This window comes from Streptomyces auratus, assembly GCF_050433025.1.
Classification (GTDB): Bacteria; Actinomycetota; Actinomycetes; order Streptomycetales; family Streptomycetaceae; genus Streptomyces; species Streptomyces sioyaensis.
In genome coordinates this window covers 2,786,242-2,808,323 of the sequence record NZ_JBNGCB010000003.1, presented here as the reverse complement: position 1 = coordinate 2,808,323, position 22,082 = coordinate 2,786,242, and the positions used below count along the sequence as shown (strand labels likewise).

The 22,082-nt window shown below is 72.2% G+C and carries 19 protein-coding genes; 13 read left to right on the top strand and 6 right to left on the bottom strand.

The annotated features are described in order from the left end of the window. Positions 1-194: 194 nt before the first annotated feature. Positions 195-677, bottom strand: a complete 483-nt coding sequence (locus BKA18_RS32000; protein ID WP_366044546.1) for a phosphatase domain-containing protein — start codon at positions 675-677, stop codon at positions 195-197. 444 nt (positions 678-1,121) lie between these two features. On the opposite strand from BKA18_RS32000, the gene BKA18_RS31995 reads away from it, so the two are divergent. The 8 genes from BKA18_RS31995 to BKA18_RS31960 all read left to right on the top strand — a co-directional run bounded on the left by BKA18_RS31995 (position 1,122) and on the right by BKA18_RS31960 (position 9,044). Next, positions 1,122-1,442, top strand: a complete 321-nt coding sequence (locus tag BKA18_RS31995; RefSeq protein ID WP_366044547.1) for a hypothetical protein — start codon at positions 1,122-1,124, stop codon at positions 1,440-1,442. A 46-nt stretch (positions 1,443-1,488) separates the two neighbouring features. Beyond that, positions 1,489-1,749 (top strand): hypothetical protein, encoded by a 261-nt coding sequence (locus BKA18_RS31990; protein ID WP_366044548.1) that lies wholly within the window; start codon positions 1,489-1,491, stop codon positions 1,747-1,749. Between the two features lie 391 nt (positions 1,750-2,140). Next, complete coding sequence (gene egtA / locus BKA18_RS31985) at positions 2,141-3,418, top strand: ergothioneine biosynthesis glutamate--cysteine ligase EgtA (protein WP_366044549.1); 1,278 nt, start codon at positions 2,141-2,143, stop codon at positions 3,416-3,418. Beyond that, complete coding sequence (gene egtB / locus BKA18_RS31980) at positions 3,415-4,734, top strand: ergothioneine biosynthesis protein EgtB (protein WP_366044550.1); 1,320 nt, start codon at positions 3,415-3,417, stop codon at positions 4,732-4,734. Before egtA ends, egtB begins: the two co-directional genes overlap by 4 nt. Before the next feature lie 37 nt (positions 4,735-4,771). After that, positions 4,772-5,527 carry an ergothioneine biosynthesis protein EgtC gene (gene egtC, locus BKA18_RS31975; protein ID WP_366044551.1) on the top strand — a complete coding sequence of 252 codons (756 nt, stop codon included), beginning with the start codon at positions 4,772-4,774 and terminating at the stop codon, positions 5,525-5,527. After that, on the top strand, positions 5,524-6,486 hold the full coding sequence (gene egtD / locus BKA18_RS31970) for an L-histidine N(alpha)-methyltransferase (RefSeq protein WP_366044552.1): 963 nt from the start codon (positions 5,524-5,526) through the stop codon (positions 6,484-6,486). Before egtC ends, egtD begins: the two co-directional genes overlap by 4 nt. 146 nt (positions 6,487-6,632) lie before the next feature. After that, positions 6,633-7,562 carry a phosphatidylinositol-specific phospholipase C gene (locus BKA18_RS31965; protein ID WP_366044553.1) on the top strand — a complete coding sequence of 310 codons (930 nt, stop codon included), beginning with the start codon at positions 6,633-6,635 and terminating at the stop codon, positions 7,560-7,562. Between the two features lie 357 nt (positions 7,563-7,919). Then, positions 7,920-9,044 (top strand): trypsin-like serine peptidase, encoded by a 1,125-nt coding sequence (locus BKA18_RS31960; protein ID WP_366044554.1) that lies wholly within the window; start codon positions 7,920-7,922, stop codon positions 9,042-9,044. Here BKA18_RS31960 and BKA18_RS31955 read toward each other — a convergent pair. The 3 genes from BKA18_RS31955 to BKA18_RS31945 form a co-directional block, all read right to left on the bottom strand. Then, complete coding sequence (locus BKA18_RS31955; protein WP_366044555.1) at positions 9,016-10,050, bottom strand: phosphatidylinositol-specific phospholipase C domain-containing protein; 1,035 nt, start codon at positions 10,048-10,050, stop codon at positions 9,016-9,018. The two genes, BKA18_RS31960 and BKA18_RS31955, sit on opposite strands and share 29 nt — an antisense overlap. A gap of 232 nt (positions 10,051-10,282) precedes the next feature. Beyond that, positions 10,283-11,437 (bottom strand): FAD-dependent monooxygenase, encoded by a 1,155-nt coding sequence (locus tag BKA18_RS31950; RefSeq protein ID WP_366044556.1) that lies wholly within the window; start codon positions 11,435-11,437, stop codon positions 10,283-10,285. Positions 11,438-11,567: 130 nt separating this feature from the next. After that, the gene (locus BKA18_RS31945) at positions 11,568-14,756 is read right to left on the bottom strand and encodes a cytochrome P450 (protein WP_366044557.1); all 3,189 of its coding nucleotides are present in this window, start codon (positions 14,754-14,756) and stop codon (positions 11,568-11,570) included. A 105-nt stretch (positions 14,757-14,861) separates the two neighbouring features. On the opposite strand from BKA18_RS31945, the gene BKA18_RS31940 reads away from it, so the two are divergent. The 4 genes from BKA18_RS31940 to BKA18_RS31925 all read left to right on the top strand — a co-directional run bounded on the left by BKA18_RS31940 (position 14,862) and on the right by BKA18_RS31925 (position 18,018). Beyond that, entirely contained in the window at positions 14,862-15,563 is a 702-nt protein-coding gene (locus tag BKA18_RS31940; protein WP_366044558.1) for a PAS domain-containing protein, read from the top strand. An 81-nt stretch (positions 15,564-15,644) separates the two neighbouring features. Then, entirely contained in the window at positions 15,645-16,106 is a 462-nt protein-coding gene (locus BKA18_RS31935; protein WP_366044559.1) for a universal stress protein, read from the top strand. Positions 16,107-16,215: 109 nt separating this feature from the next. After that, on the top strand, positions 16,216-16,431 hold the full coding sequence (locus BKA18_RS31930) for a dodecin (protein WP_358914710.1): 216 nt from the start codon (positions 16,216-16,218) through the stop codon (positions 16,429-16,431). Between the two features lie 135 nt (positions 16,432-16,566). Further along, entirely contained in the window at positions 16,567-18,018 is a 1,452-nt protein-coding gene (locus BKA18_RS31925; protein ID WP_366044560.1) for an amino acid permease, read from the top strand. A gap of 75 nt (positions 18,019-18,093) precedes the next feature. On the opposite strand, the gene BKA18_RS31920 is transcribed toward BKA18_RS31925, so the two are convergent. Continuing rightward, positions 18,094-18,570: a hypothetical protein gene (locus BKA18_RS31920; RefSeq protein ID WP_211823546.1), complete on the bottom strand. Its 477-nt coding sequence runs from the start codon at positions 18,568-18,570 to the stop codon at positions 18,094-18,096. 460 nt (positions 18,571-19,030) lie between these two features. On the opposite strand from BKA18_RS31920, the gene BKA18_RS31915 reads away from it, so the two are divergent. Then, complete coding sequence (locus tag BKA18_RS31915) at positions 19,031-21,415, top strand: GH92 family glycosyl hydrolase (RefSeq protein ID WP_366044561.1); 2,385 nt, start codon at positions 19,031-19,033, stop codon at positions 21,413-21,415. On the opposite strand, the gene BKA18_RS31910 is transcribed toward BKA18_RS31915, so the two are convergent. Beyond that, positions 21,380-22,018 carry a LysE family transporter gene (locus tag BKA18_RS31910; RefSeq protein ID WP_366044562.1) on the bottom strand — a complete coding sequence of 213 codons (639 nt, stop codon included), beginning with the start codon at positions 22,016-22,018 and terminating at the stop codon, positions 21,380-21,382. The two genes, BKA18_RS31915 and BKA18_RS31910, sit on opposite strands and share 36 nt — an antisense overlap. Between the last annotated feature and the right edge of the window lie 64 nt (positions 22,019-22,082).

The following is a 22,082-nucleotide window of genomic DNA, read 5'->3' as shown; positions in this document are numbered from 1 at the left end:
CGGCGGCCTGTCCGATCCGTGCAGGCAGGCCGGGTGGTAGTGGGGAGGGCAAGGGGATCCCGATCGGCATCCCGTTGCCCTCCCCCACCGGCACCGGAGCGGGCTGCCGAACCGGCCGAACGAGACGACGTCCAGGGGCTGTCGTTCGGATCAGGCCGGGCTCGCGGGGTCCGGCCTGATCCGAACGACAGCCCCTAGGTACGCCCGGCCCGCTGCTGGGCGTCCCGCAAGGTGTCGGACGGGGTGGACCAGCGGGCCCGGATCACCGGGAAGCCGGCCCTTTCGCAGGCTTCACAGACGAGTTCGTCGTCATCGACCACATGACGGACCTGACGGTCACGGGCGATCCGGCGCAGTATTTCCAGCTTGGTGTGCCGGGCCGGGCGGCGGTCGTGGTGGGGGCGCATCCACAACCGGCCCTCGGGCAGGCCGTGTTGGGCGATCCAGGCCAGCGTGTCGCGACGGCAGTTCTCCGGACGGCCGGTGAGGTAGACCACCTCGCAGTCTTCGGTGCTGCGGAGGGCCAGGGCCACCCCCTCGGCGAGCGGCGGGTCCTCGGTGGCCGCCGCAAAGAAGGCCTTCCAGTCCCGTGGGGTGCGCTCCAGCAGGTGCTGCCGGTGGCTGGCGTCGGCGAGCGTGCCGTCCAGGTCGAAGACCGCCAAAGGGCGTGCCGTCATGCTGTCGTCCTCCCTCTTCTCTCGTCTTCGGCCGTCTCGTATCGGCTTCTGTCGTCGTTCCGCCGGACGCCTTGAGTGACCGCGATCCGGCCGGTTTCGCTTCCCTGTGCGAGGGAGAAGTGATCGTACGCGATATCGGCACTGGGCGGCGTGGCCGGGGCACTTGAGCGGGCACACCGGGCGGCGAATTGCAGCACAAAAACCTCTGCAGTCCCGGCAGCTCACATTCGTCCATTGCGATTGTTCGCAAGAGCACCCAACCGGCCAGGATCAATTTTCCAGCCGATTCCCAGCGTTCTTCCACAACGTACCCGGGGGATCGGTAGTTTTTGTGCTGCCTCTTTGGCGAAGCCGGCCCGGAAACACGGCATTCGGATACTTGCGGGCCACTGCCGGCCGGCCGAGTCGAAAGCGCCATGGCCCGGTGACAGAAAGGGAAACCGCATGACCACTGGAATCAGGGGCTGCGACAACCAGTCGAACTCGTATGTGTCCTTCGTCAACGAAGAGCACGCCGGGGACAGCGAGTCCGTGAACCCGAGGTCGTACAGCGACGCCTACGCCTGGATCTCGCAGCACAAGGACAAGCCGCTGAGCGTGCAGACCGGTCGGGGCAGGTGCATCATCTGGGACGACGACTGGAAGGTCAAAGGGCAGTGGGACGACGGCAAGGGGGAGTTCGTCCTCGCCAAGGTGGAGAGCAGCCCGCAGGATTACCGCATGACGGTCGCCAGCACGGGCGACATCAGTCTGTCCGCGGTCTGATCCGCGGAATCAGCAGCGAAAGAGGGGGACTCGGATCGTCATGCCCATGGACAACTGGCGTATCACGAATGCCATGGAGAACCGGACGGGGAACTGGGTTTACTACATCTGTTCCGCCGCGGCGACCTTCGCGAATCTCCATTTCAGTCGCCACGTCGACAACCCCGCCGACGACCATATGGCGACGAACGACGGAGCCTATTACTACTACGGCGTGACCGGCACGTTCAATCAGGCGGCCCAGCACGCCGACCAGTCGGTCCGGCAAATGCTCATCGACGCCTGGAACGACTACTTCACGACATAGTCAGGCCCGTCGGCCTGCTCGCCGTAGTGGCGTCACGGCCCCTGCTCCTTGCTCGCTCCGGCACGGGGCGGGCCAGGGGCAGGAGCCGCATGAAGCGCCCGGTCACGGCGCGCCCCGCCCCACACTCACTCGAACAGCCGTACGTGCCGCTCGCTCCCGTCCGCCGCTCGCCCGGCGGGTCATCGGGCCCCACGGCGGGCGGAGCGGCCGTCCTGGCGCCGAGGAGGCGCCTGGCACCCTTCGGAAGTCTCCCGGTCCGGACGGCCCGTCGGCCCGGTGAGAGCCCCTCCGTCGCCGTCCCGGCGGCGGATGCGCCCTTGAGTGCATCGCCCGCAACAGATTAGGTGGAGGGCGGCAATCCTGCCGCTACCCCACAAGGGAGAGGGATTCCATGCCCGTACGGCCTGCTGTCACGGAAGCGGAGCTTGAGGCTCACCTGCGCGGAATATGCTTCAAGACGGGGCCCCCGCGTCGTATCGGGGTCGAGATCGAGTGGCTGGTGCACGACGCGCGCAACCCCCGATGTCCGGTCGAACCGGCCCGGCTGCGCAGCGCGGCCACGACCCTGCGCGCACTCCCCCTCAGGTCCCTGCTGACCTTCGAACCAGGCGGCCAGCTGGAACTCAGCTCGCCCGCCGCCACCTCCCTCACCGGCTGCATCGAGGCCGTCACCGCCGATCTCGCCCTGGTCCGCCCCGCCATGCGGGCGATGGGTCTGGGCATGGCCGGCCACGGCCACAATCCCTGGCACCGCCCGCAGCGGGTGCTGACCGAACCGCGCTACGACGCCATGGAGGCGTACTTCGACCGCTGGGGCTCCGCCGGGCGGTCGATGATGTGCGCCACCGCCTCCGTGCAGGTGTGTGTGGATGCCGGGTACGAGGAGCCCGGCCCGCTCGGGCACGGCCGGCGCTGGCTGCTGGCGCATCTGCTGGGTGCGGTGCTGGCCGCGGCGTTCGCCAATTCGCCGACCAGTGAGGGCTGCCCCACCGGGTACCGCACCACCCGTCAGGTCGTCTGGTCCCAGCTCGACCCGGCCCGTACGCTCGCCCCGCCGATGGGGCCGGACCCGCGCGCCGCCTGGGTGCGCTACGTCATGGACGCTCCGGTGATGTGCCTGCGCGCCGAGGACGGCCCGTGGGACGCACCGGAGGGGCTCACGTTCCGGGAGTGGGTCCGTACCGGCGTGCCGCGGCCGCCCGCCCAGGAGGATCTGGACTACCACGTCACCACGCTCTTCCCGCCCGTACGGCCACGCGGCCATCTGGAACTGCGCATGATCGACGCGCAGTCGGGCGAGGCCGGGTGGATCGTGCCGCTGGCCGTCACGGCCGCGCTGTTCGACGATCCGGAGGCCACGGAGAGCGCCTACCGCATCGTCAAGCCCCTGGCGGAGACCGCCGGTTCGCGGCCGGCGCCGCGCAATCCGCTGTGGCGGCGGGCCGCCCGCGGGGCGCTGACCGATCCGGAGCTGCACGCCGCGGCGGTGGCCTGTTTCGCCGCCGCGCAGGAGGCGCTGCCGCGGCTCGGCGCCTCGGCCGAGGTGTGCGCGGCGGTCGCGGAGTTCACCGAGCGCTATGTGGCGCGCGGCCGCTGCCCCGCGGACGACCATCTCGACGCCCTGTACGCCATGGAGGGCGACCTCACCGTTGGGAAGGACAGCCAGTGACCATCGACCCCGAGCTCCTTCGTGAGCGGGCGGCCTCGGCGCTGCTGGCCGCCCGCGACCGCACCCGCCTGCTGACCACCTGCGTCGAGCATCCCGATCTCGTCGCCCAGCACTCCCCGCTGATGTCCCCGCTGGTGTGGGACCTGGCACACATAGGCAACCAGGAGGAGCAGTGGCTGCTGCGCACCGTCGGCGGCCGTGACGCGCTGCGCCCCGACATCGACTCCGTCTACGACGCCTTCGAGCACCCCCGGGCGACCCGTCCCTCGCTGCCGCTGCTGGCACCGGACGAAGCGCATGGCTATGTCGCCGAGGTCCGCGGCCGGGTGCTGGACATCCTGGAGCGCACCCCGCTGCACGGCGGTCCGCTGCTGGACTCCGGCTTCGCCTTCGGCATGATCGCCCAGCACGAGCAGCAGCACGACGAGACCATGCTCATCACACACCAACTGCGCCGCGGTACGGCCGTGCTCACCGCCCCCGAGCCGCCGCCCGTCACCGACGACATCATGCCGGCCGAAGTCCTGGTGCCCGGCGGCCCGTTCACCATGGGCACCTCCACCGAGCCCTGGGCGCTCGACAACGAACGGCCCGCGCACCGCCGGCTGGTCCCCGCCTTCCTCATCGACACCACCCCGGTCAGCAACGGCGCCTACCAGCGCTTCATCGAGGCCGGCGGCTACGAGAACCCGCGCTGGTGGACCCCCGAGGGCTGGGCGCAGGTACAGGAACACGCGCTGCACGCCCCGCTGTTCTGGAAGCGGGACGGCGGCCAGTGGCTGCGCCGGAGGTTCGGGGTGACCGAGCCGGTGCCGCCGGACGAGCCGGTACTGCACGTGAGCTGGTACGAGGCGGACGCCTACGCCCGCTGGGCGGGGCGGCGGCTGCCGTCCGAGGTCGAGTGGGAGAAGGCCGCCCGGTACGACCCGGCGACCGGCCGGGCGATGCGCTACCCCTGGGGCGACGAGGACCCCACGCCGGCCCACGCCAACCTCGGCCAGCGGCATCTGCGGCCCGCCCCCATCGGCAGCTACCCGGACGGGCAGTCACCACTGGGCGTACGGCAGCTGATCGGCGATGTGTGGGAGTGGACGGCGAGCGACTTCCTGCCGTACCCGGGCTTCGCCGCCTTCCCCTACCGGGAGTACTCGGAGGTGTTCTTCGGCGACGAGTACAAGGTGCTGCGCGGCGGCTCGTTCGCGGTCGACCCGGTGGCCTGCCGGGGCACCTTCCGCAACTGGGACCTGCCCATCCGCCGGCAGATCTTCTCCGGGTTCCGTACCGCCCGGGACGCCGACCCGGAGGCGGGCGCATGAGGCCCGCGGCCCGTCCGGCCCGGGAGGTCGCCGTCTGATGTGCCGTCATCTTGCGTATCTGGGACCGGAGATACCCTTCGGCCAGGCTGTGCTGGCCCCGCCGCACAGCCTCTTCCGGCAGTCGTGGGCGCCGCGCCACCAGCGGCACGGCACGGTCAACGCGGACGGCTTCGGCGTCGGCTGGTACGCAGCCGACGACCCGGTGCCCGCCCGCTACCGGCGCGCCGGGCCGATCTGGGGCGACGAGCAGCTGGCGGACCTGGCCCGGGTGGTGCGCACCGGCGCGCTGCTCGCCGCCGTCCGGGACGCCACGGTGGCCGGTGCGGACGCCGAGGCCGCGGCCGCGCCGTACGCCGCCGGACGCCATCTGTTCAGCCACAACGGCGCCGTGACCGGCTGGCCGGACTCGCTCGCCCCGCTGGCCGCGGAGCTGCCGCCCGCGGAGCTGCTGCGGCTGCCGGCCCGCTGCGACGCGGCGTTCCTCTGGGCGCTGGTCCGGCACCGGCTGGAGCGCGGTGACGAGCTCGGCGACGCGCTGGCCGGCACCGTCACGGCCGTCGCCGGGGCCGCACCCGGCTCCCGGCTCAATCTGCTGCTCACCGACGGCACCACCATCGCCGCCACCGCCTGGGGCGACACGCTCTACCACCTGGCCGTCCCCGGAGGCGGCACGGCCGTCGCCTCCGAACCGTACGACGATTCCCCCCACTGGACCGAGGTCCCCGACCGCACCCTGCTGCGCGCGACCCGGACCGAGGTCCACCTCACCCCGCTCAAGGAGCCCGTCACGTGAGCCCGCTCAGCATCACCCGCACCCTCCCTGCCGACGCCACCGCGGCCGCGCTGCGCACCGATGTCACGCAGGGCCTGTCCCGTACCCCCAAACAACTGCCGCCCAAGTGGTTCTACGACGCGCGCGGCAGCGAGCTGTTCGAGGACATCACCAAGCTGCCCGACTACTACCCGACCCGGGCCGAGCGGGAGATCCTGCTCACCCGCGCCGACCACATCGCCGCGGCCACCCAGGCCCGCACGCTGGTCGAGCTGGGCTCCGGCTCGTCCGACAAGACCCGCCATCTCATCGGTGCGCTCGGCTCGCTGCACACCTATGTGCCCATCGACGTCAGCGAATCCGCGCTGGCCGCGGCGGGCGAGGCGCTGCTGGCCGACCATCCCGGCCTCACCGTGCACGCGCTGGTCGCCGACTTCCAGCAGGGCATCGAGCTCCCCGCCACGCCCGGCCCGCGGCTGCTCGCCTTCCTCGGCGGCACCCTCGGGAATCTGCTGCCGGACGAGCGCGCGGCCTTCCTGCGCTCGGTGCACGACATGCTGTCCCCGGGTGACGCCCTGCTGCTCGGCACCGACCTGGTCAAGGACGAGGCCACCCTGGTGGCCGCCTATGACGATCCGCAGCGGGTGACGGCCGCGTTCAACAAGAACGTCCTGGAGGTCATCAACCGCGAGCTGGGCGGCGACTTCGATCCGGCGGACTTCGACCATGTCGCCGTGTGGGACGCCCGGCAGGAGTGGATCGAGATGCGGCTGCGGGCCCGCAAGGACCTGACCGTGAAGATCCCCGGCGTGGACCTCGCGGTGACCTTCGCCGCGGGCGAGGAGCTGCGGACGGAGGTCTCGGCCAAGTTCCGCCAGGAGGGCGTGCGCAAGGAACTCGCCGCGGCCGGACTGGAGTTGAACAGCTGGTGGACGGACAGCGCGGACCGTTTCGCGCTGTCGCTGGCCTTCCGCGTCTGAGCTCCACCCCTGCCCGGCCGGCGTGACCAGAGGGTCCCGCCGGCCGGGTGTCATGTCCACGGTCGATGTGGTTCGATGCCCCGATCGCGCTTCGCACCGGAGCGTCCGGTGCGGGGCACGCAGACTCGACGGACAGGGGACGCGGCATGGGGCTGGGACTGGATCGGCGGGGTTTCCTCAGGGGCGCGGCCGGGCTGTCGGCCGCCGGGGTGCTGACGGGCATCGGCAGCGGGCAGTTCACGGCCGGCGCGGCACCACGGCGGGCCCGTGCCCTGTCGGCAGCGGACTGGATGTCGGCGCTGGGCGACGGCACCCCCGTCCAGCGGCTGACGATCCCCGGCACCCATGACTCCGGTGCCCGGATCGGCGGCCCCTGGGTCGCCTGCCAGAACACCGCCGTCGACGCCCAACTCGCCTCCGGCATCCGCTTCCTGGACGTCCGCTGCCGGGCCGTCGACGGCGTCTTCGCGATCCATCACGGTGCGTTCTACCAGCAGCTGATGTTCGGCGATGTGCTCAACGCCTGCCGGGCGTTCCTTCAGGCGCACCCCTCCGAGACGGTGCTGATGCGGGTCAAGCAGGAGTACTCGGAGGTCTCCGCCGACGAGTTCCGCCGGATCTTCGTCAGCTACCTGGACGACAAGGGCTACCGTCCGCTGTTCCGGCTGGACGGCGATCTGCCGACGCTGGGCGGGGCCCGCGGCAGGGTCGTCCTGCTGGCGGACTCCGACGGCCTCGGCGGCGTCCGCTACGCCGATCCGCAGCTGTTCGACATCCAGGACGACTACATGGCGGAGCCGTTCGGGAAGTACCCGAAGATCGAGGCCCAGTTCCGCAAGGCCGTCACCCAGCCCGGCAAGCTCTTCGTCAACTACGTCAGCACCTCCGCCTGGCTCCCGCCCCGTTCCAACGCGGACCGCCTCAACCCGCAGGTCAAGCAGCTGCTGACGGGCTCGGAAGGCAGCCGCTGGACCGGCCTGGGCATCGTCCCGATGGACTTCCCGAACGAGGTCGGGCTGGCCGAGACGCTGATCGCGCACAACCTCGCGGGGCAGGGGGTACGGCTCACCCGCTGAGCCGGGTCCCGTGGGCCGCGTCCCGCGCTTGTCCGGCGGAATCCGTGCACCCGCGAAGAGCCGCACCGGCGTCGGTGCGGGGCACCGCCACGAGTTCACTCGACCGGCCTAACGGGACCGGTCCGTACCGCACCGTCCTCCCCTGCGGCGCAGACCGGCCATCTGGCCCACTGGGCCACGGAGGTGACGGGTGGTCCGATGCGGTATGAGCGTGATCTCCGCCGCCGGCACCAAGGATTCGCCCAGGTGAGCCAACCGCGTCACCCGGCCCTGCAGCAGACTGGGTGAAATGTCCGGTTCCGGTGCTGCCCCGCGTCCGACGGGGTGACACCGGCTGATGTGGGGAGGCGGCGGCTGGTGGCGACGAGCGAACGCGGGACCGCGCCGGCGGACAGCGCCGGGCGGGCGGACGAGGGCGCCGGAGCACCGGCGGCCCCCGACTGTCCGGGTCCCGGCGGGCCGCCGTGCACGGGGTGCGGCCGGCCCGGCGTTCCGCTGCGGACGACCCTGGCGCTCGGGGTGGTGGCGATCGTGGTGGGCAGCACGGCACTGGTGCTGGGCTCCTCGTCGCGCGATCCGTACCTGGCCGCCGGGGACCCCGCCACCGGTACGTACCTCGCCCCTCCGGCCGAGGGGGACCGGGCCGCCGCGGCCGTGCTCGCCGGGCCCTACGTGGAGCGGCCGGGGCCGCTGGTACCGGCCCGGAGCAACAGCGCCAAGGTGGCCACGTCGTCGGTGTCCCGACCGCTGATGGCGGCCCCGGCGGACCCCGCTCCCGCGGTCGGCGCGCTCTTCTCCCCCGACGAGGACGGCAGTCCGGTCCACCACTGCACGGCCAGCGTGGTGCACGCCCCGGCGGGTGACCTGGTCGTCACCGCGGCGCACTGCGTGCACGACGACGGCTTCCGAACCCGGCTGGTGTTCGCGCCCGGTCTGCACGACGGGGTGGCGCCGTACGGACTGTGGGTGCCCAGCCGGATCGATGTCGACCCGCGCTGGATCAGCAGCCGGGACCCCGACCACGACGTGGCGTTCCTGCGGGTGCGCAGGGCGGGGCGGGGCGGCGGCCGGATCGAGGACGTCACGGGTGCCGAACGGCTCCGCTTCGACGCGGCGCCCGGGCGCCCGGCGCAGCTGACCGGCTATCCCGAGGACCGGGACAGACCGGTCAGCTGCCGGCACACGGCGGACCTGCAGAGCGCGACCCAACTCCGGTTCGCCTGCCCGGGTTTCCCGAACGGGACGAGCGGCGGTCCGATGCTCACCGACCTCGACCCGGCCACCGGCACCGGCTCGCTGATCGGCGTGATAGGCGGTCTCGACGAGGGCGGTGACGACCTCGTCTCGTACAGCAGCCGGTTCGGTGCGGAGGTGGCCGCGCTCTACCGGCGGGCGATCACGGAGCCGGCCACGAAGGCGGCCCGGCCGGCCTCCGGGACCGAGGCTCTCGGCGTCACGCCCCGCGCGGCACCACGGTCTTGAGGACGGACGGCAGCGGATACCAGTCGGCGGTGGCGAAGCTCGCATGTGCCGAGGCGAGCCGACCGACCCGGGCCAGGGCCTGCGCCTCGGTCGGGTGGGTGGCGTCGATGGCCGGCGGCACATTGTGGGCGTCGGTCATGATGAGCAGGTAGTGGCGGGTGTCGTACCAGGCGGTGTCGATGCTGCCGTTCAGATAGGTCGCGGCGTCACCGTCGAAGACCACGAACCAGGGGCGCAGTGTCCGGTCGGCGTAGCGCTGGCGGGGGTCGCCGGCGGCCGCGCCGTGCACGGCGGGGAACGCCGTGGACTGCGCCAGCTTCCCCTGCGCCGCCAGGTTCTTGAGGTGTCCGGCGTACTCCACGTCCGTCCACAGCTTGTCGAACGGGTTCTTCTCCTCGACCGTGCCCGGTATCAACTCGAACAGGAACTTGCCGGCCAGGTCGGCGCGGGCGGGCCAGCCGCGGGACCGCACCGCCTCGTCCAGGGTGGCGTGCCCGGCGGTGAGGTCGCCGGGGCCGTAGACGGCATCGCCCAGCTTCTGCCGCACCAGCGCGTCGAACTCGGCGGGGCCGCGGCCGCCCTTGGCGTTGAAGCCGTCCTTCATCTCGACCTTGAGCAGAATCGGACGGTGGCCGGGGTGGGCGTCGTGCCAGGCCTTCATGTCGGCGAGGCAGCCGGCGAAGTCCTGGTTGCGGTCCTTGGTGCGCAGCTGCGAGGCGTTGGCGGCGCCCTCGCAGTTGTTGTTGTTCCCGAGCGGGTTGGCGTGCGAGACCCGCCAGGACCTGCCCAGTCCGTTGGTCCAGAGGTCGAGTTCGAGCAGTGCGGCGCCGGAGTCCAGGGCGTCCGCGAAGTAGGGGTACTTCTCCTTGTCGTAGGCGTTGTGCACACCCACGGACGTACTGGTGCCGTAGGTCGTACCGGACGGCTCGGCGCCCGCCGGACCGGTCATCGTGAGCACCGCCGCCGCCGCGACGGCGACCGTTCCCACACACCGCTTCCCGTTCATGTTCCCCGCTTTCCTGAGGTCATCGGCCGTCCGGCACCGTTCCGGACGGCCGCTCGTCCGGTCGGTCACCCGGACGATCGGGCAGCAGCGTACGGGAGTTGGGTACGGAAGGGACCCCGGAGACGAGGGAGAGTGGGGGAACAGCCGGTGGCGGCGGAGCGGCAGCCGGTCAACGGGGAGACCCCCCTGTGCGCCGTCTTGGGCGCCGCAGCCCGCGTCTCCCGGGCGCGCCTCACCACTCGATCCGGTACCCCGTCAGCCAGTCGCCGGGGCCCGCGCTGTCGCTGGGCGCCGGGCGGGCGGCCCCCGTCGCGGTGAGCTTGGCCATCCCCGCGCTCGCCGCGACGACCTTCTCCACCCGTTCCCTGCGCAGCTCTTCGTACGCGGCGAAGGCGCTGTGCGGGTCGGGCCGGTCGCGCAGACACCTGGCGAGCACGATGCTGTCCTCGATGGCCATCGAGGCGCCCTGGGCGGCGTTGGGTGCGGCGGCGTGCGCGGCGTCGCCGAGGACGACCATGGTGTCGGTGTGCCAGGTCGGAATGGTGGCGAGGTCGTAGGCGCTGGAGGCGATGACGCGGTCGCCGCTGGCGCGGACGAGGGCCGCGGCCGGGGTGGCGTCGTCCGCGAACAGCTCGGCCACCCGCTCGCGCCAGGCGCCGGGGGCGGTGGCCGACGGGCCGGTTCGGTCGAGTTCCGTGCCGGGGACGTTGGCGAACCACCAGACCGCGCCGTCGGGGGCGCGGGTGCAGCCGAAGAAGGCCCGCTTGCCGCGGATCATGGTGTAGGTGTCCGGCGGGAGCGGCACCTCGGTGTCGCGGACGTAGCCGCAGACGGTGTTCTGACCGGTGTAACGGGGGCGGGGCGCGGCCGGGTCGATCAGCGTGCGGGTGACGGAGTGCAGGCCGTCGGCGCCGATGAGGAGGTCACCCTCGGCGCGGCTGCCGTCGGCGAAGGCGGCGACGACTCGCGCGGCGCCCGCGGAGCGCACGGTCTCCGCGCCGACCAGCCGCTTGCCGTGCCGTACGGCGATCTGGCGGCGGGCCGCCTCGGCGTGCAGCACCTGATACAGCGTGGCCCGCCGCAGGGTGCGCGGGCCGAGGTCGGTGCCCTGGGCGGCGCCGGCGATGGGCCGCTCCCCCAGCCGCGCCCCGCTCGCGTCGAGGAACTCCACCCGCTGCGCCGGGAAGGAGTGCGCGGCGACGGGGCCGTGGGCGTCGATCACCCGGAGCGCTTCGAGGCCGTTGGCGAAGAGCACGAGAAAGGCGCCGACGTCGTCGGCGCCGGTCGGATAGGCCTCGAAGATCTCCGCGTCGATGCCTGCCTTCTGCAGTGCCATCGCGGTCACCGCCCCCGCGATGCCACCACCGATGATCAGGGCTTTGGTCATGTCGTCGTCATCCCCCCGTCGGGTCGCCGCCCCGGTCGCGGGCGGCGAGCGGTGCGGCCCGGGTTGGCCGCACCCACCCACCTTGGCCCCGGCGGGCCCGGAGATCCAGCCCGCCGGGCGGGACGCTGCGTCAGCCCGCCGCGTACACGTCCTCGATGTAGCGGCCGGAGGCGGTCAGTTCCCGCAGCCAGGCCTCGGATTCCCCTGCGGAGGCGCCCGTTTGCGCACCGTGCAGTTCCCGGAAGGCCGCCCGGACACCGGGCGCCATCCGGCTGCCGTCGCCGCAGACGTACACCCGCGCGCCGGCCTGCAGCAGTTCCCACACCTCGGCGGCCTCGGCGGCGATCCGGTGCTGGACGAACCGGTGGCCGTGCTCCGGGCGGGCGCTGAAGACGGGCCGTACGGAGATCACCCCGGCGGCTTCGGCGGCGGCGAACTCCGCGGCGTGCAGGAAGTCGCCGTCCGGGTCGTCACAGCCGAAGTAGAGCCGGGCGGGCCCGGTTTGACCGGCGGCGAGCCGGTCGGCGACGGCGCCGCGGAAGGGCGCGAGGCCGGTCCCCGCCGCCACCAGGATCACCGGGGTGTCCCCGGCCGGATCGAGGCGGAAAGCCTCGCGGCAGGGCTGGACGCGGGCCAGGACGGTGTCGCCGGGCCGCAGGGAGTGCAGGTGGGTCGAGCCGGTGCCGCCGGGCAGCAGCGACACCATCAGGTCGGCGTGCCGGGCGTCGGTGGCGGGCGAGGACGACAGCGAGTAGTGGCGGATGCGCAGCGGCGGCAGCAGCTCCAGAACCGTCGGCCAGGGCAGGGCACCACGCAGCGCGGGGTGCGCCTCGATCAGCTCGATCAGGGTGCGCGGGTCGTCCTCGGCGAGGTTCTCCAGGGCGAGCCGCTCGGGCGGGCACGGGTTGTGCGCGGCCAGCACGGCAACCTGCTCGGGGGTGGGCCGCAGACCCAGCTCCAGGTGGTGCGTGAGGAGTTGACGTACCGTCACGGGGCGGTCGACGGGCAGGGTGTCCCGGGCAGCGCGGCCCGCCGTGTGCAGTGCGAGAACGGTCTCCGGGTCGGCGCCGAGAGCCCGGGCGGCGCGCTCGACGGCGGCCGGGGCGTTGGCCGGCAGCACGGCGAGGTGGTCCGCGGTGCGATAGCCGACGCCGTCCGGCAGCGCGATCCGCAGAAAGCGCTTGGGCCGGGGCCAGTCCTCGGCGGTCAGGTCGTAGGCCTCGGTGACGGTCATCGGGACGAGGTCGTGGCGGGCGGCGAGCGCGTCCAGCGGGCCGCCGGTGAGCTCGGTGACGGTGTAGCCGGTGTCCTTCGCCGCCGGCCGGGCGGCGCCGACGGTGGCCGGGTCGCCGTAGCGGGCCAGCAGCTGGGTGCGCAGCGCCGCGGTGAACTCCTTGACGGTGCCGCCCAGGTCGCCGGAGGCGTCGGCCTCGGCGCGCGGCAGCAGCCGGTGTGCGCCGAGGGCGTCCAGCCGGTCGTCGATGAGGGTCGGTATGTGCTGGTAGGTGGCGGCCCAGTTGCGGTCGCCGACGCCGAGGACGGCGAACGGGACGGCGGCCGCGGCGCCATCCCGCGCGGTGTTCAGCCACCGCACGAAGGCCGCCGCGTCATCGGTGGGCCGGCCGTTGTAGGAGGCGGCCACGATGACGACGGGCCGGTCGGCGGGCAGCGCACCGGCGGCGGCGTCCAGCGGCGCCACGTCGGGGGCGAAGCCGAGTCCGGTGGCCTCGTCGGCGAGCCGCTCGGCGAATTCGCGGCAGGTGCCGTAGTTGCTGCCGTGCAGCACCAGCAGGCCGGTGCCCTGGGGGACGCGGGTCGGCAGCCCCTCGTCGGTCGCGGCGCCGTCCTCGCTGCCCGTGCCGCCGCCCGGGAGGACGGCCAGCGCGGTGCGGACCGCGGCCCGGTCGGCGGGCGTACGGGCGGCGAGGGTCAGCGTGAACCCGTCCGGCTTGAGGGTGAGCGTCTCCTTGATGCGCAGCTGGTAGCCGGCGTGGTCGAGCAGCCGGTAGCGGTGCGCGAGCAGGGCGAGCAGCATGGTCGCCTCGTGCAGCGCGAACTGCCGCCCGATGCAGGCGCGTTCGCCGGTGCCGAAGGGCTTGTACGCGTGTGGGGAGCGGGCCGCCTCGGCCTCCGGGCTGAAGCGGGAGGGGTCGAACAGCTCGGGGTTGTCGCCCCAGGCCGGGTCGCGGTGCAGCATCGGGGTGAGCACGGTGACCAGCTCCCCCGCCCGCACCGGGTAGCGGCCGCCGAGCAGGGTGTCCTCGCGCGCCTGGCGGGTGAAGGCGGCGGCGGTGGGCCACAGCCGCAGCGCCTCGTTGAGCACCTGCCGGGTGAACGGCAGCCGGCCGATGTCCTCGAACGACGGGTCGGGGTCGGCCTGGTCGCCCCACAGCTCATCGGCCTCGCGCTGGACCATGCGCAGCGCCAGCGGGTCCTTGAGCAGGTGGTAGAGGGCGAAGGAGAGCGCGCCCGAGGTGGTCTCGTGGCCCGCGATCAGGAAGGTGATGACCTGGTTGCGGATATTGGCGAGGTCGAGGGTGGGGCCGTCCGCCGCTGGGGCGTCCCCCTGGTCCCGGGCGCCGAGCATCAGGCCGAGCAGATCGTCGTCGCCGGACTCGCCGCCCGCCGTCCGGGCGGCGATGACCTCGTCGACCACGGACGCGAGGTAGTCCGCGTCGGCCCGGAACGCCGCATCCGCCGCACCGTGGTCGGCAGCGGGATCCCGGGAGAACTTCGACATGCTCCATTCCAGACAGCGCACCATCGCCTCGACGAACGGATGCGGAGTGTCGCCGCGGGAGAACGACTCGAAGTCGAAGCCGAAGCCGGCCAGCCCGATGGTGTCCAGCGTCATCCGGGTCATGTCCTCGGCGACCTGGACGGGCGTGCCGTCGGCCACCCGGCGGTCCCAGGACGCCATGACCCGGCGGGCCACCTTGAGCATCGCCGGGTGGTAGGTACGCATCGAGCCGAGCGCGAACGCCGGCATCAGGACCTCGTGCGCCTTGGCCCAGTTCGGCTCGTCGTTGTACGCGGTGAACAGACCGTCACCCGCGAACTCCCGGACGTTCTCCAGCACGGCCGACACCCCCTTGCGGAAGCGGGATTCGTCGGCGACCTCGGTGACCAGGTCGAGCGAGGAGACGATCAGCGTCCGGTGCTCGCCGAACTTGCGCGCGTAGGCCGCGCCGTGGATCCGGGCGAGGTCCATGGACCGCTGGATGGGCGTATGCGTGAGCCCGGCCTCGGTGAGGTCGGCCACCGGAATGCCGTCATCGGCGGCGCGTTCGGCACTGTGGAGCGCGAGGGTGTCGGTCATGACTCCAGCGTGCAGGCCCCCTCGCTCAGGACGAAGCCGGACCACTGCATGATTGTGCAGTGGTTTTTCCCCACCCGCTCTTGCGCACGGACCGGAAACGAGGCCATGGACGACGAGACCGCCGACGGGACGCCGGACGCCGGGGACACCGGCAATCCGCTCTGTGCGCGCGGCTATCCCGATCCGGCCGGTCCCTACGCGGGCGGCCCCTGGCGCAACTACTTCCTGATCCTGCTGGACCGCATCCCCACGCCGATCGCGGTGTGCAAGGCCGACGGTCAGGTGCTGATCGCCAATCCGGCCATGGCCACCGAGTGGGGCGCGGCCCCGGGACAGCTGCGCGGCCGCAATCTGCTGGACCTCTTCGAGCCCCGCGCGAAGGCACAGCTCGACCGGCTCACCGAGGCCCTGCGGCTGGGGCGCCGGTCACGCTATCCGATCGAGGTGCGCTGGTCCGTCGGCGCGGAGGGCACCGAGCGGGAAGGGGAGCTGACGATCGTTCCGGTCGGCGATCCCTCGGTGAAACCGCCCGCGCTGCTGGCGCTGCTGCGGGTGCGCGAGACCGCCCCGCCGCCCGCGCCGCGCGGCTCGGCCAGCCCCGTGGAGACGCAGATCCTGGCGCTGGCCGCGGGCGGCGCGACCACGGCGTCGATCGGGACGGCGCTGGGGCTGACCGTCGACGGGGTGAACTACCACCTCACCCGGCTGTCCCGGCGCTGGCGGGTCCAGGGCCGTAACGCGCTGGTCGCCAGGGCGTATGTGCTGGGCGTGCTGTCGCCGCACAGCTGGCCGCCGGCGCCCGCCTGACCGGCCGGGGCGGCGGGGCGCGGGGCGCGGCGGCCCGGCCCCCCGCCCCGGCAGCACACCTGTGCGGATAACCTCCATGGTGTGGAGCAGAATGCAGCCGCGCAGTTCGAGCGCGGAACGGACGGCCCGAAGGTCATCGTCGTGGGCATCGACGGCTCCGACTCGTCGTGGCGCGCCGCCGCCTATGCGGCGGGCCTGGCCCGGCGTCAGTCCTCGAAGCTCGCCCTGGTCTACGTCCAGCCGGTGCTGCCCGCCGGGGCGGCGTTGGGGGCGCCGGTCGCCGACGCCACGGACGAGGTGGCCGAGGAGCTGATGACCGAGATCCGCCGGGCGACCGAGCGGCTGGCGGGGCTGTACCACCTGCGCTGGGAGTTCCACACGCTGCGTGGCGACCCGTACAACGGCATGGTGCAGATGGCCGACGAGCTCACGGCCGACGCGGTGGTGGTCGGCGCCTCGGAGTCCGCGGGGCACCGCATCATGGGCTCCGTCGCGGTACGCCTGGTCAAGGCCGGCCGCTGGCCGGTCACCGTGGTCCCCTAGGGCAGGTCCGCAAGGTCCCCCTGGCCCCCGCTCCGCTGGTGAGGCCGGGCACCCTGAGGCACGGTGGAGGGTGGACGGGCGGAGCGCCGCCCCGGCGAGGGAGACCACCGTGACCGACCGCACGTATCGCGTGACCGAGATCGTCGGAACGTCCCAGCAGAGCATGGACGCCGCGGTCAAAAATGGCATCAAGCGCGCCTCGGAGACCCTGCGCAACCTCGACTGGTTCGAGATCACCCAGGTCCGCGGGCATATCGTCGACGGCGCGATCGATCACTACCAGGTCGGTCTGAAGGTCGGCTTCCGCCTGGAGGAGGCCGAATAACACTCCTCCCGTGTACGTCTCCCGGCGAGTCCCGCAGCACTGGGACGTGTCCGGTGGAGTCGCCTTCCTAAGACGCCCGCGAGGGTCCATGATGAGCCGCCGTCGGACCACAACGGAGCGACGGAGGGATGAGGCATGGGGCTGCGCGCGGGACAGGGCGTACTGCGCCGTAAACCGATCGAACACATTGAAGAGGCGGAAGGCAGCGCGAGTCAGCAGCTCACCCGGGCGCTCGGCCTGTGGCAGCTGACGGCCATCGGCGTCGGCGGCATCATCGGCGCGGGCATCTTCACCCTGGCCGGCACCGTCGCGAACGGCAAGGCCGGCCCCGCCGTGGTGATCTCCTTCCTGATCGCCGGTGTCGCGAGCGCCGCGGCGGCCTTCTCCTACGCCGAGTTCGCCGGGCTGATCCCGAAGGCGGGCTCGGCCTACACCTACGGCTATGCGGTCCTCGGCGAGGTGGCGGGGTGGTTCATCGGCTGGGACCTGCTGCTGGAGTACACCGCGATCGTGGCGGTGGTCGCGATCGGCATCTCCGGCTACTTCGGCTTTCTCCTCGGTGAGCTGGGCCTCGATCTGCCCTCTTGGATGCTGGGGGCGCCGGGCACCGGTCCGGGGCACCGGGTGGACCTCTTCGCGGCGGTGCTGTGTCTGCTGATCGCCTATCTGCTGACCCTGGGCATCAAGAACGCCGCGCGCTTCGAGACGATCGTGGTGGGCCTGAAGGTCCTGGTGGTCATCGTGGTGATCGTGGTCGGCTTCTTCCACATCAACACCGCGAACTACACACCGTTCTTCCCGTTCGGGGTGACCGGCGCCTTCACCGGCGCGGCCACCGTCTTCTTCGCGGTCTTCGGCTATGACGCGATGAGCACGGCCGCCGAGGAGTCCAAGGACGCCCAGCGCCACATGCCGAAGGCGATCATGTACTCGCTGGCCATCTCGATGGTGCTGTACGTCCTGGCCTGCCTGGTGCTGACGGGGATGCAGAACTACCAGCACATCGACCCGGAGAGCGGGTTCTCCTCGGCCTTCAAGTCGGTGGGCCTGAGCGGTCTGGCGGACATCATCGCGGTCGGCGCGATCATCGGCATTCTGACCGTCATGTTCACCTTCATGCTCGGGGTGACCCGGGTGTGGTTCTCGATGAGCCGGGACGGGCTGCTGCCGAAGTGGTTCGCCAAGACCAGCCCCAAGCACCATGTGCCGACCCGGGTGACCTGGATCGTCGGCTTCGCCTCCGCGGCCATCGCGGGCTTCCTGCCGATCGGTGAGGCCGCCGAGCTGACGAACATCGGCATCCTGCTCGCGTTCGTGGTGGTCTGCATCGCGGTCATCGTGCTCCGCTACAAGCACCCCGAACTGCCCCGGACGTTCCGTACCCCCGGGATGCCGGTGGTGCCGGCGATCGGGGTGTGCTTCTCGATCTGGCTGATCACGTTCCTGGCATGGCAGACCTGGGTCCGCTTCGCGGTGTGGTTCCTGGTCGGCATGGTCATCTACTTCTCGTACTCCTACCGCCGTTCCAACCTGGCGCGGGCCGAGGGGCAGACCGCCTCCGGTACGGACGAAGGCGGGACGCCGTAGTACGCCACGGCCGCTGACCGGGCGCCGGCACACGACGGGGACCGGCGGACACCTGCCGCCGGTCCCCGCGCGCGGTCAGAAGACGAACGGCCCCGGCGACTGCCGGGAGGTGGCCTTGCAGGTGGCCGTGATGCCCAGCACCACGACCTTCAGGGAGGTGGCCTCCAGGCTGTCCCCCGGGGCGACCGTGCCGGTGAGGGGGCCGGTGGAGACCTCGCTGCCGGCCGGAATCGCCGGGTTGGCACTGCCCTTGAACTCGGTGGTCCCCGAGCCGTTCTTGGTGAGCGTGAGGGTGGAGGTGACCGAGTTCGCACCGATGTTTATCGGTGAGCTGATCGCCTTGGTGGCCAGGCTGATGGTCGCGGCCGTGCCGTTCTGGGTCGCGGTGAGCGTCGCCGTACCGGAGCCGTACCAGCCGCAGTCGAACGAGAGGGTCGCGGTGCCGGGTGTCACCGCGGTGGCGGCGGGCGCCATGGCGAGCGTGCCCGCCGTGGCGAGCGCGACGCCGAGCGCCGTACCGAAGCCGAGTCTGCCGGGTCTGAGGTGTCTCATGGGGGTACCGCCTTCATGAGGGGGGTGCGGGTCCATGGCACCGGCCGTCGAGGGGTACGCGAGGGAACGGCAGGCAGCCACGCGGGGGCCTCGGCCGGACCCCGTGCCGACCCCGCGCCATGATCTGACGATGAGTCAGCAACCCGTATATCGCTGCCCATTGAGGCACGCACCCCCGAAGAGAGCAAGGCAGGCACCGCATGATTTTCGGCTGCGCGGCCTGCGCCTCGCGGCCGGCACACCGCTCCTCACCCGTCGCGCCGCACCGCCGCCGGGGCCGTACCGGCAGCCCGTCCGGGCCCTGGGCGCACCGGAGTTGCTCACCCCCGCCCTCTTGACGCGCACCTGACCGCCGCCAAGAATGAGCGCGCTCTGACAACGTTGTCGAACGCCGAGTGCGGATGTCCTCCCGCGTGCCCGGCGGCTGTGCGGCGACGACCCGACCCGGAGGTCCCGATCCATGCCATGGCTCAGTCGTACCCGGCTGCGTACCGCGGGCGCGGTGCTGGCGGCCGCGCTCCTCGGGGGTGCGCTCACGGCACCCGCCGCGCAGGCCGAGCCGGCCGCCGGCCCGCTCACCGACCTGGTCAACCCGTTCATCGGCACCCGGAACGACGGCAACACCTACCCGGGTGCCGCCGTCCCGTTCGGCATGGTGCAACTCTCCCCCGACACCGGCCACTACGCCGGCTACAGCTACGACGACGACCACATCCGCGGCTTCAGCGCGGTGCACCTCTCCGGTGTCGGCTGCGGGATCGGTGGTGATCTGCCGGTGCTGCCCACCACGGGCGACCTCACCGAGACCGACGATGCGAAGTACGCGGCCGCCTACGGACATGACGACGAGTCGGCCCGCCCCGGCTACTACCGTGTCGGCCTGAAGTCCTACGGCGGGATCACCGCCGAACTGACGGCCACCGCACACACCGGCAAGCAGCGCTACACCTTCCCGGCCACGGACAAGGCCAATGTGCTGCTCAATACGGGGCAGTCGCTGCACAAGACGGTCTCCACACGGGTCGAGGTGCTCGACTCCCGCACCATCCAGACCGCGATCACCGGCCGCGGCTTCTGCCAGGACAGCAAGCCGTACACCCTCTACACCCTCACCCGCTTCGACCGGCCCTTCGCGTCGTACGGGACCTGGGACGGCGACAAGGTGACGGCCGGCTCCACGGGGTCCACCGCCACCGGCCGGCACGGTGCCTACGCCCGCTTCGATACCCGCACCGACCGGACCGTCGAGGCGACCACCGCGATCAGCTATGTGGACGCGGCGGGCGCGGCCCGCAATCTGCGTGCCGAGGGCGGCCGTTCCTTCGACCGGACGAAGGCCGCGGCCGACTCCGCCTGGGAGCAGCGGCTGGCGCTGGTGCAGGCGCGGGGCGGCGGCACGGCGCTGCGCCGCACCTTCTACTCCTCGCTCTACCGGTCCTTCCTCGCACCGAACATCGGCAGTGACGTGGACGGCCGCTACACCGGCTGGGACCAGCACGTCCACCGGGCCGACGGCTTCACGTACTACCAGAACTGGTCGCTGTGGGACACCTATCGCACCCAGGCACAGCTGCTGGCGCTGCTGGCGCCGGGTGAGTCCCGCGATATGGCGCTGTCGGTGCTCCGGATCGACAAGGAGGGCGGCTGGCTGCCCAAGTGGGGCTACGGCACGGTCGAAACCAACGTCATGACCGGCGATCCGGTCACGCCGTTCCTCACCAACGCCTACCAGCAGGGCCTGTTGCGGGGCCATGAGGAGGAGGCGTACGCGGCGCTGAAGAAGAACGCCGACGGGGTGCCGCCGGCCGACTCCCCGGCCGTCGGTCGGGAGGCCAATGCGCAGTATCTGAAGAACGGCTTCGTGCCGTACCTCAAGGACCACTCCCCGCGTCCCAAGTCCGGCGACTCCGACTTCGCCCAGGGCGCCTCGGCGACCCTCGAATACGCCCTGTCGGACGCCATGCTCGCCCAGATGGCGCGCGATCTGGGACACGGCGGGGACGCCGACCGCTATGCGGCCCGCGCCCGCAACTACCGCAATCTCTTCGACCGTTCGACCGGCTTCTTCCGGGCCCGCGACGGGCAGGGCGCCTTCACCGGCCCCGCCGACCCGGCCAAGAGCGAGGGCTTCCACGAGGGCACGGCTTGGCAGTACCAGTGGCTGGTGCCGCAGGACCTGCCCGGGATGGTGGAACTCATCGGCGGCAAGGACAAGGCCGATGCGCGCCTCGACTCGTTCTTCGCCTACCCGAAGCTGCTGGCGGACCCGGAGAGGACGGCGCGCGAGGTATGGGTCAACGGCCCGTACGACTACTACAACGCGGACAAGTACAACCCGCAGAACGAGCCCGATCTGATCGCGCCGTACACCTATCTCGCCATCGGCCGCCCCTGGAAGACGACGGATGTGGTGCATGCGGCGCTGACCCTGTTCACCGACGCCCCCACCGGGATGACCGGGAACGACGACCTGGGGACGATGTCGTCGTGGATGGTGCTCTCCTCGATGGGGATCTTCCCGGTGCAGCCCGGCACCGACAGCTGGGGGCTGAGCACCCCGGTCTTCGACCGGGTGGATCTGACGCTGGACCGGCGCTACTACCCGTCCGGACACTTCACCGTCACGGCTCCCGGTACGTCCTTTGACAACCGCTACGTACAGTCGGTCCGGCTGGACGGCGCCGACCGCGACCGGACGTACCTCACCACCGGTGAGCTGCGCTCGGGCCGTGAACTGGCCTTCACCGTGGGGCCGAAGCCGTCCGGCTGGGGCACCGGCGACCACGCCGCGCCCCCGCCCGTGGGCGCCTCAGCCGCCCAGCAGCAGCACGGTCGCCAGCGCTGAGATCACCACGGCCGAGACCAGCGCGGTGACGAGCCGTCCCCGTGGGCCGGTCAGCGCCCTGCCGAGCACGGCGCCGCCGGCGGCCAGGAACAGCTGCCAGCTCGCGGAGGCGGTGAGCACGGCCGCCACGAAGGCGGCCGGTCCGGCGACACCGGTGCGCAGGGTGCCCGCGCCGCCCGCGAGCACCAGCGCGGAGAAGTAGACCACCGTCCACGGGTTGATCAACGTCAGCCCCAGGAAGGCGGCGTAGGCCCGGGCGGGGCGTCCCAGGACGTCCCGCTCCGGGCCGTCCGGCGTGCCGCGGTGCCGCAGCGCCCGCACGGCGGTCCGCACGGCCATGCCGAGCAGGAGAGCGGCGCCGAGCGACCGCAGCGGACCGGCGACGGGGGCGACGGCGCGGGAGAGGGCGGCGCCGCCGGCCACCGCGGCCAGCGCGTAGAGTCCGTCGGCGCTCGCCACCCCGAGCGCCGCCGCGGCGCCGGTCCGAAACGACGTCCGGGCGGTCAGGCTCACCAGCAGCACGGCCAGCGCGCCAACGGGGACGGCCAGGGCATAACCCGCCCAGAGCCCCGGCAGAAAGGCGTCGGTCAGTATCTCGGTCATGCCGTTCAGCGTCGGGCGGGACCACCGTGCGGGTCCATCGGAAATTTCCGCACGACACCGTGTG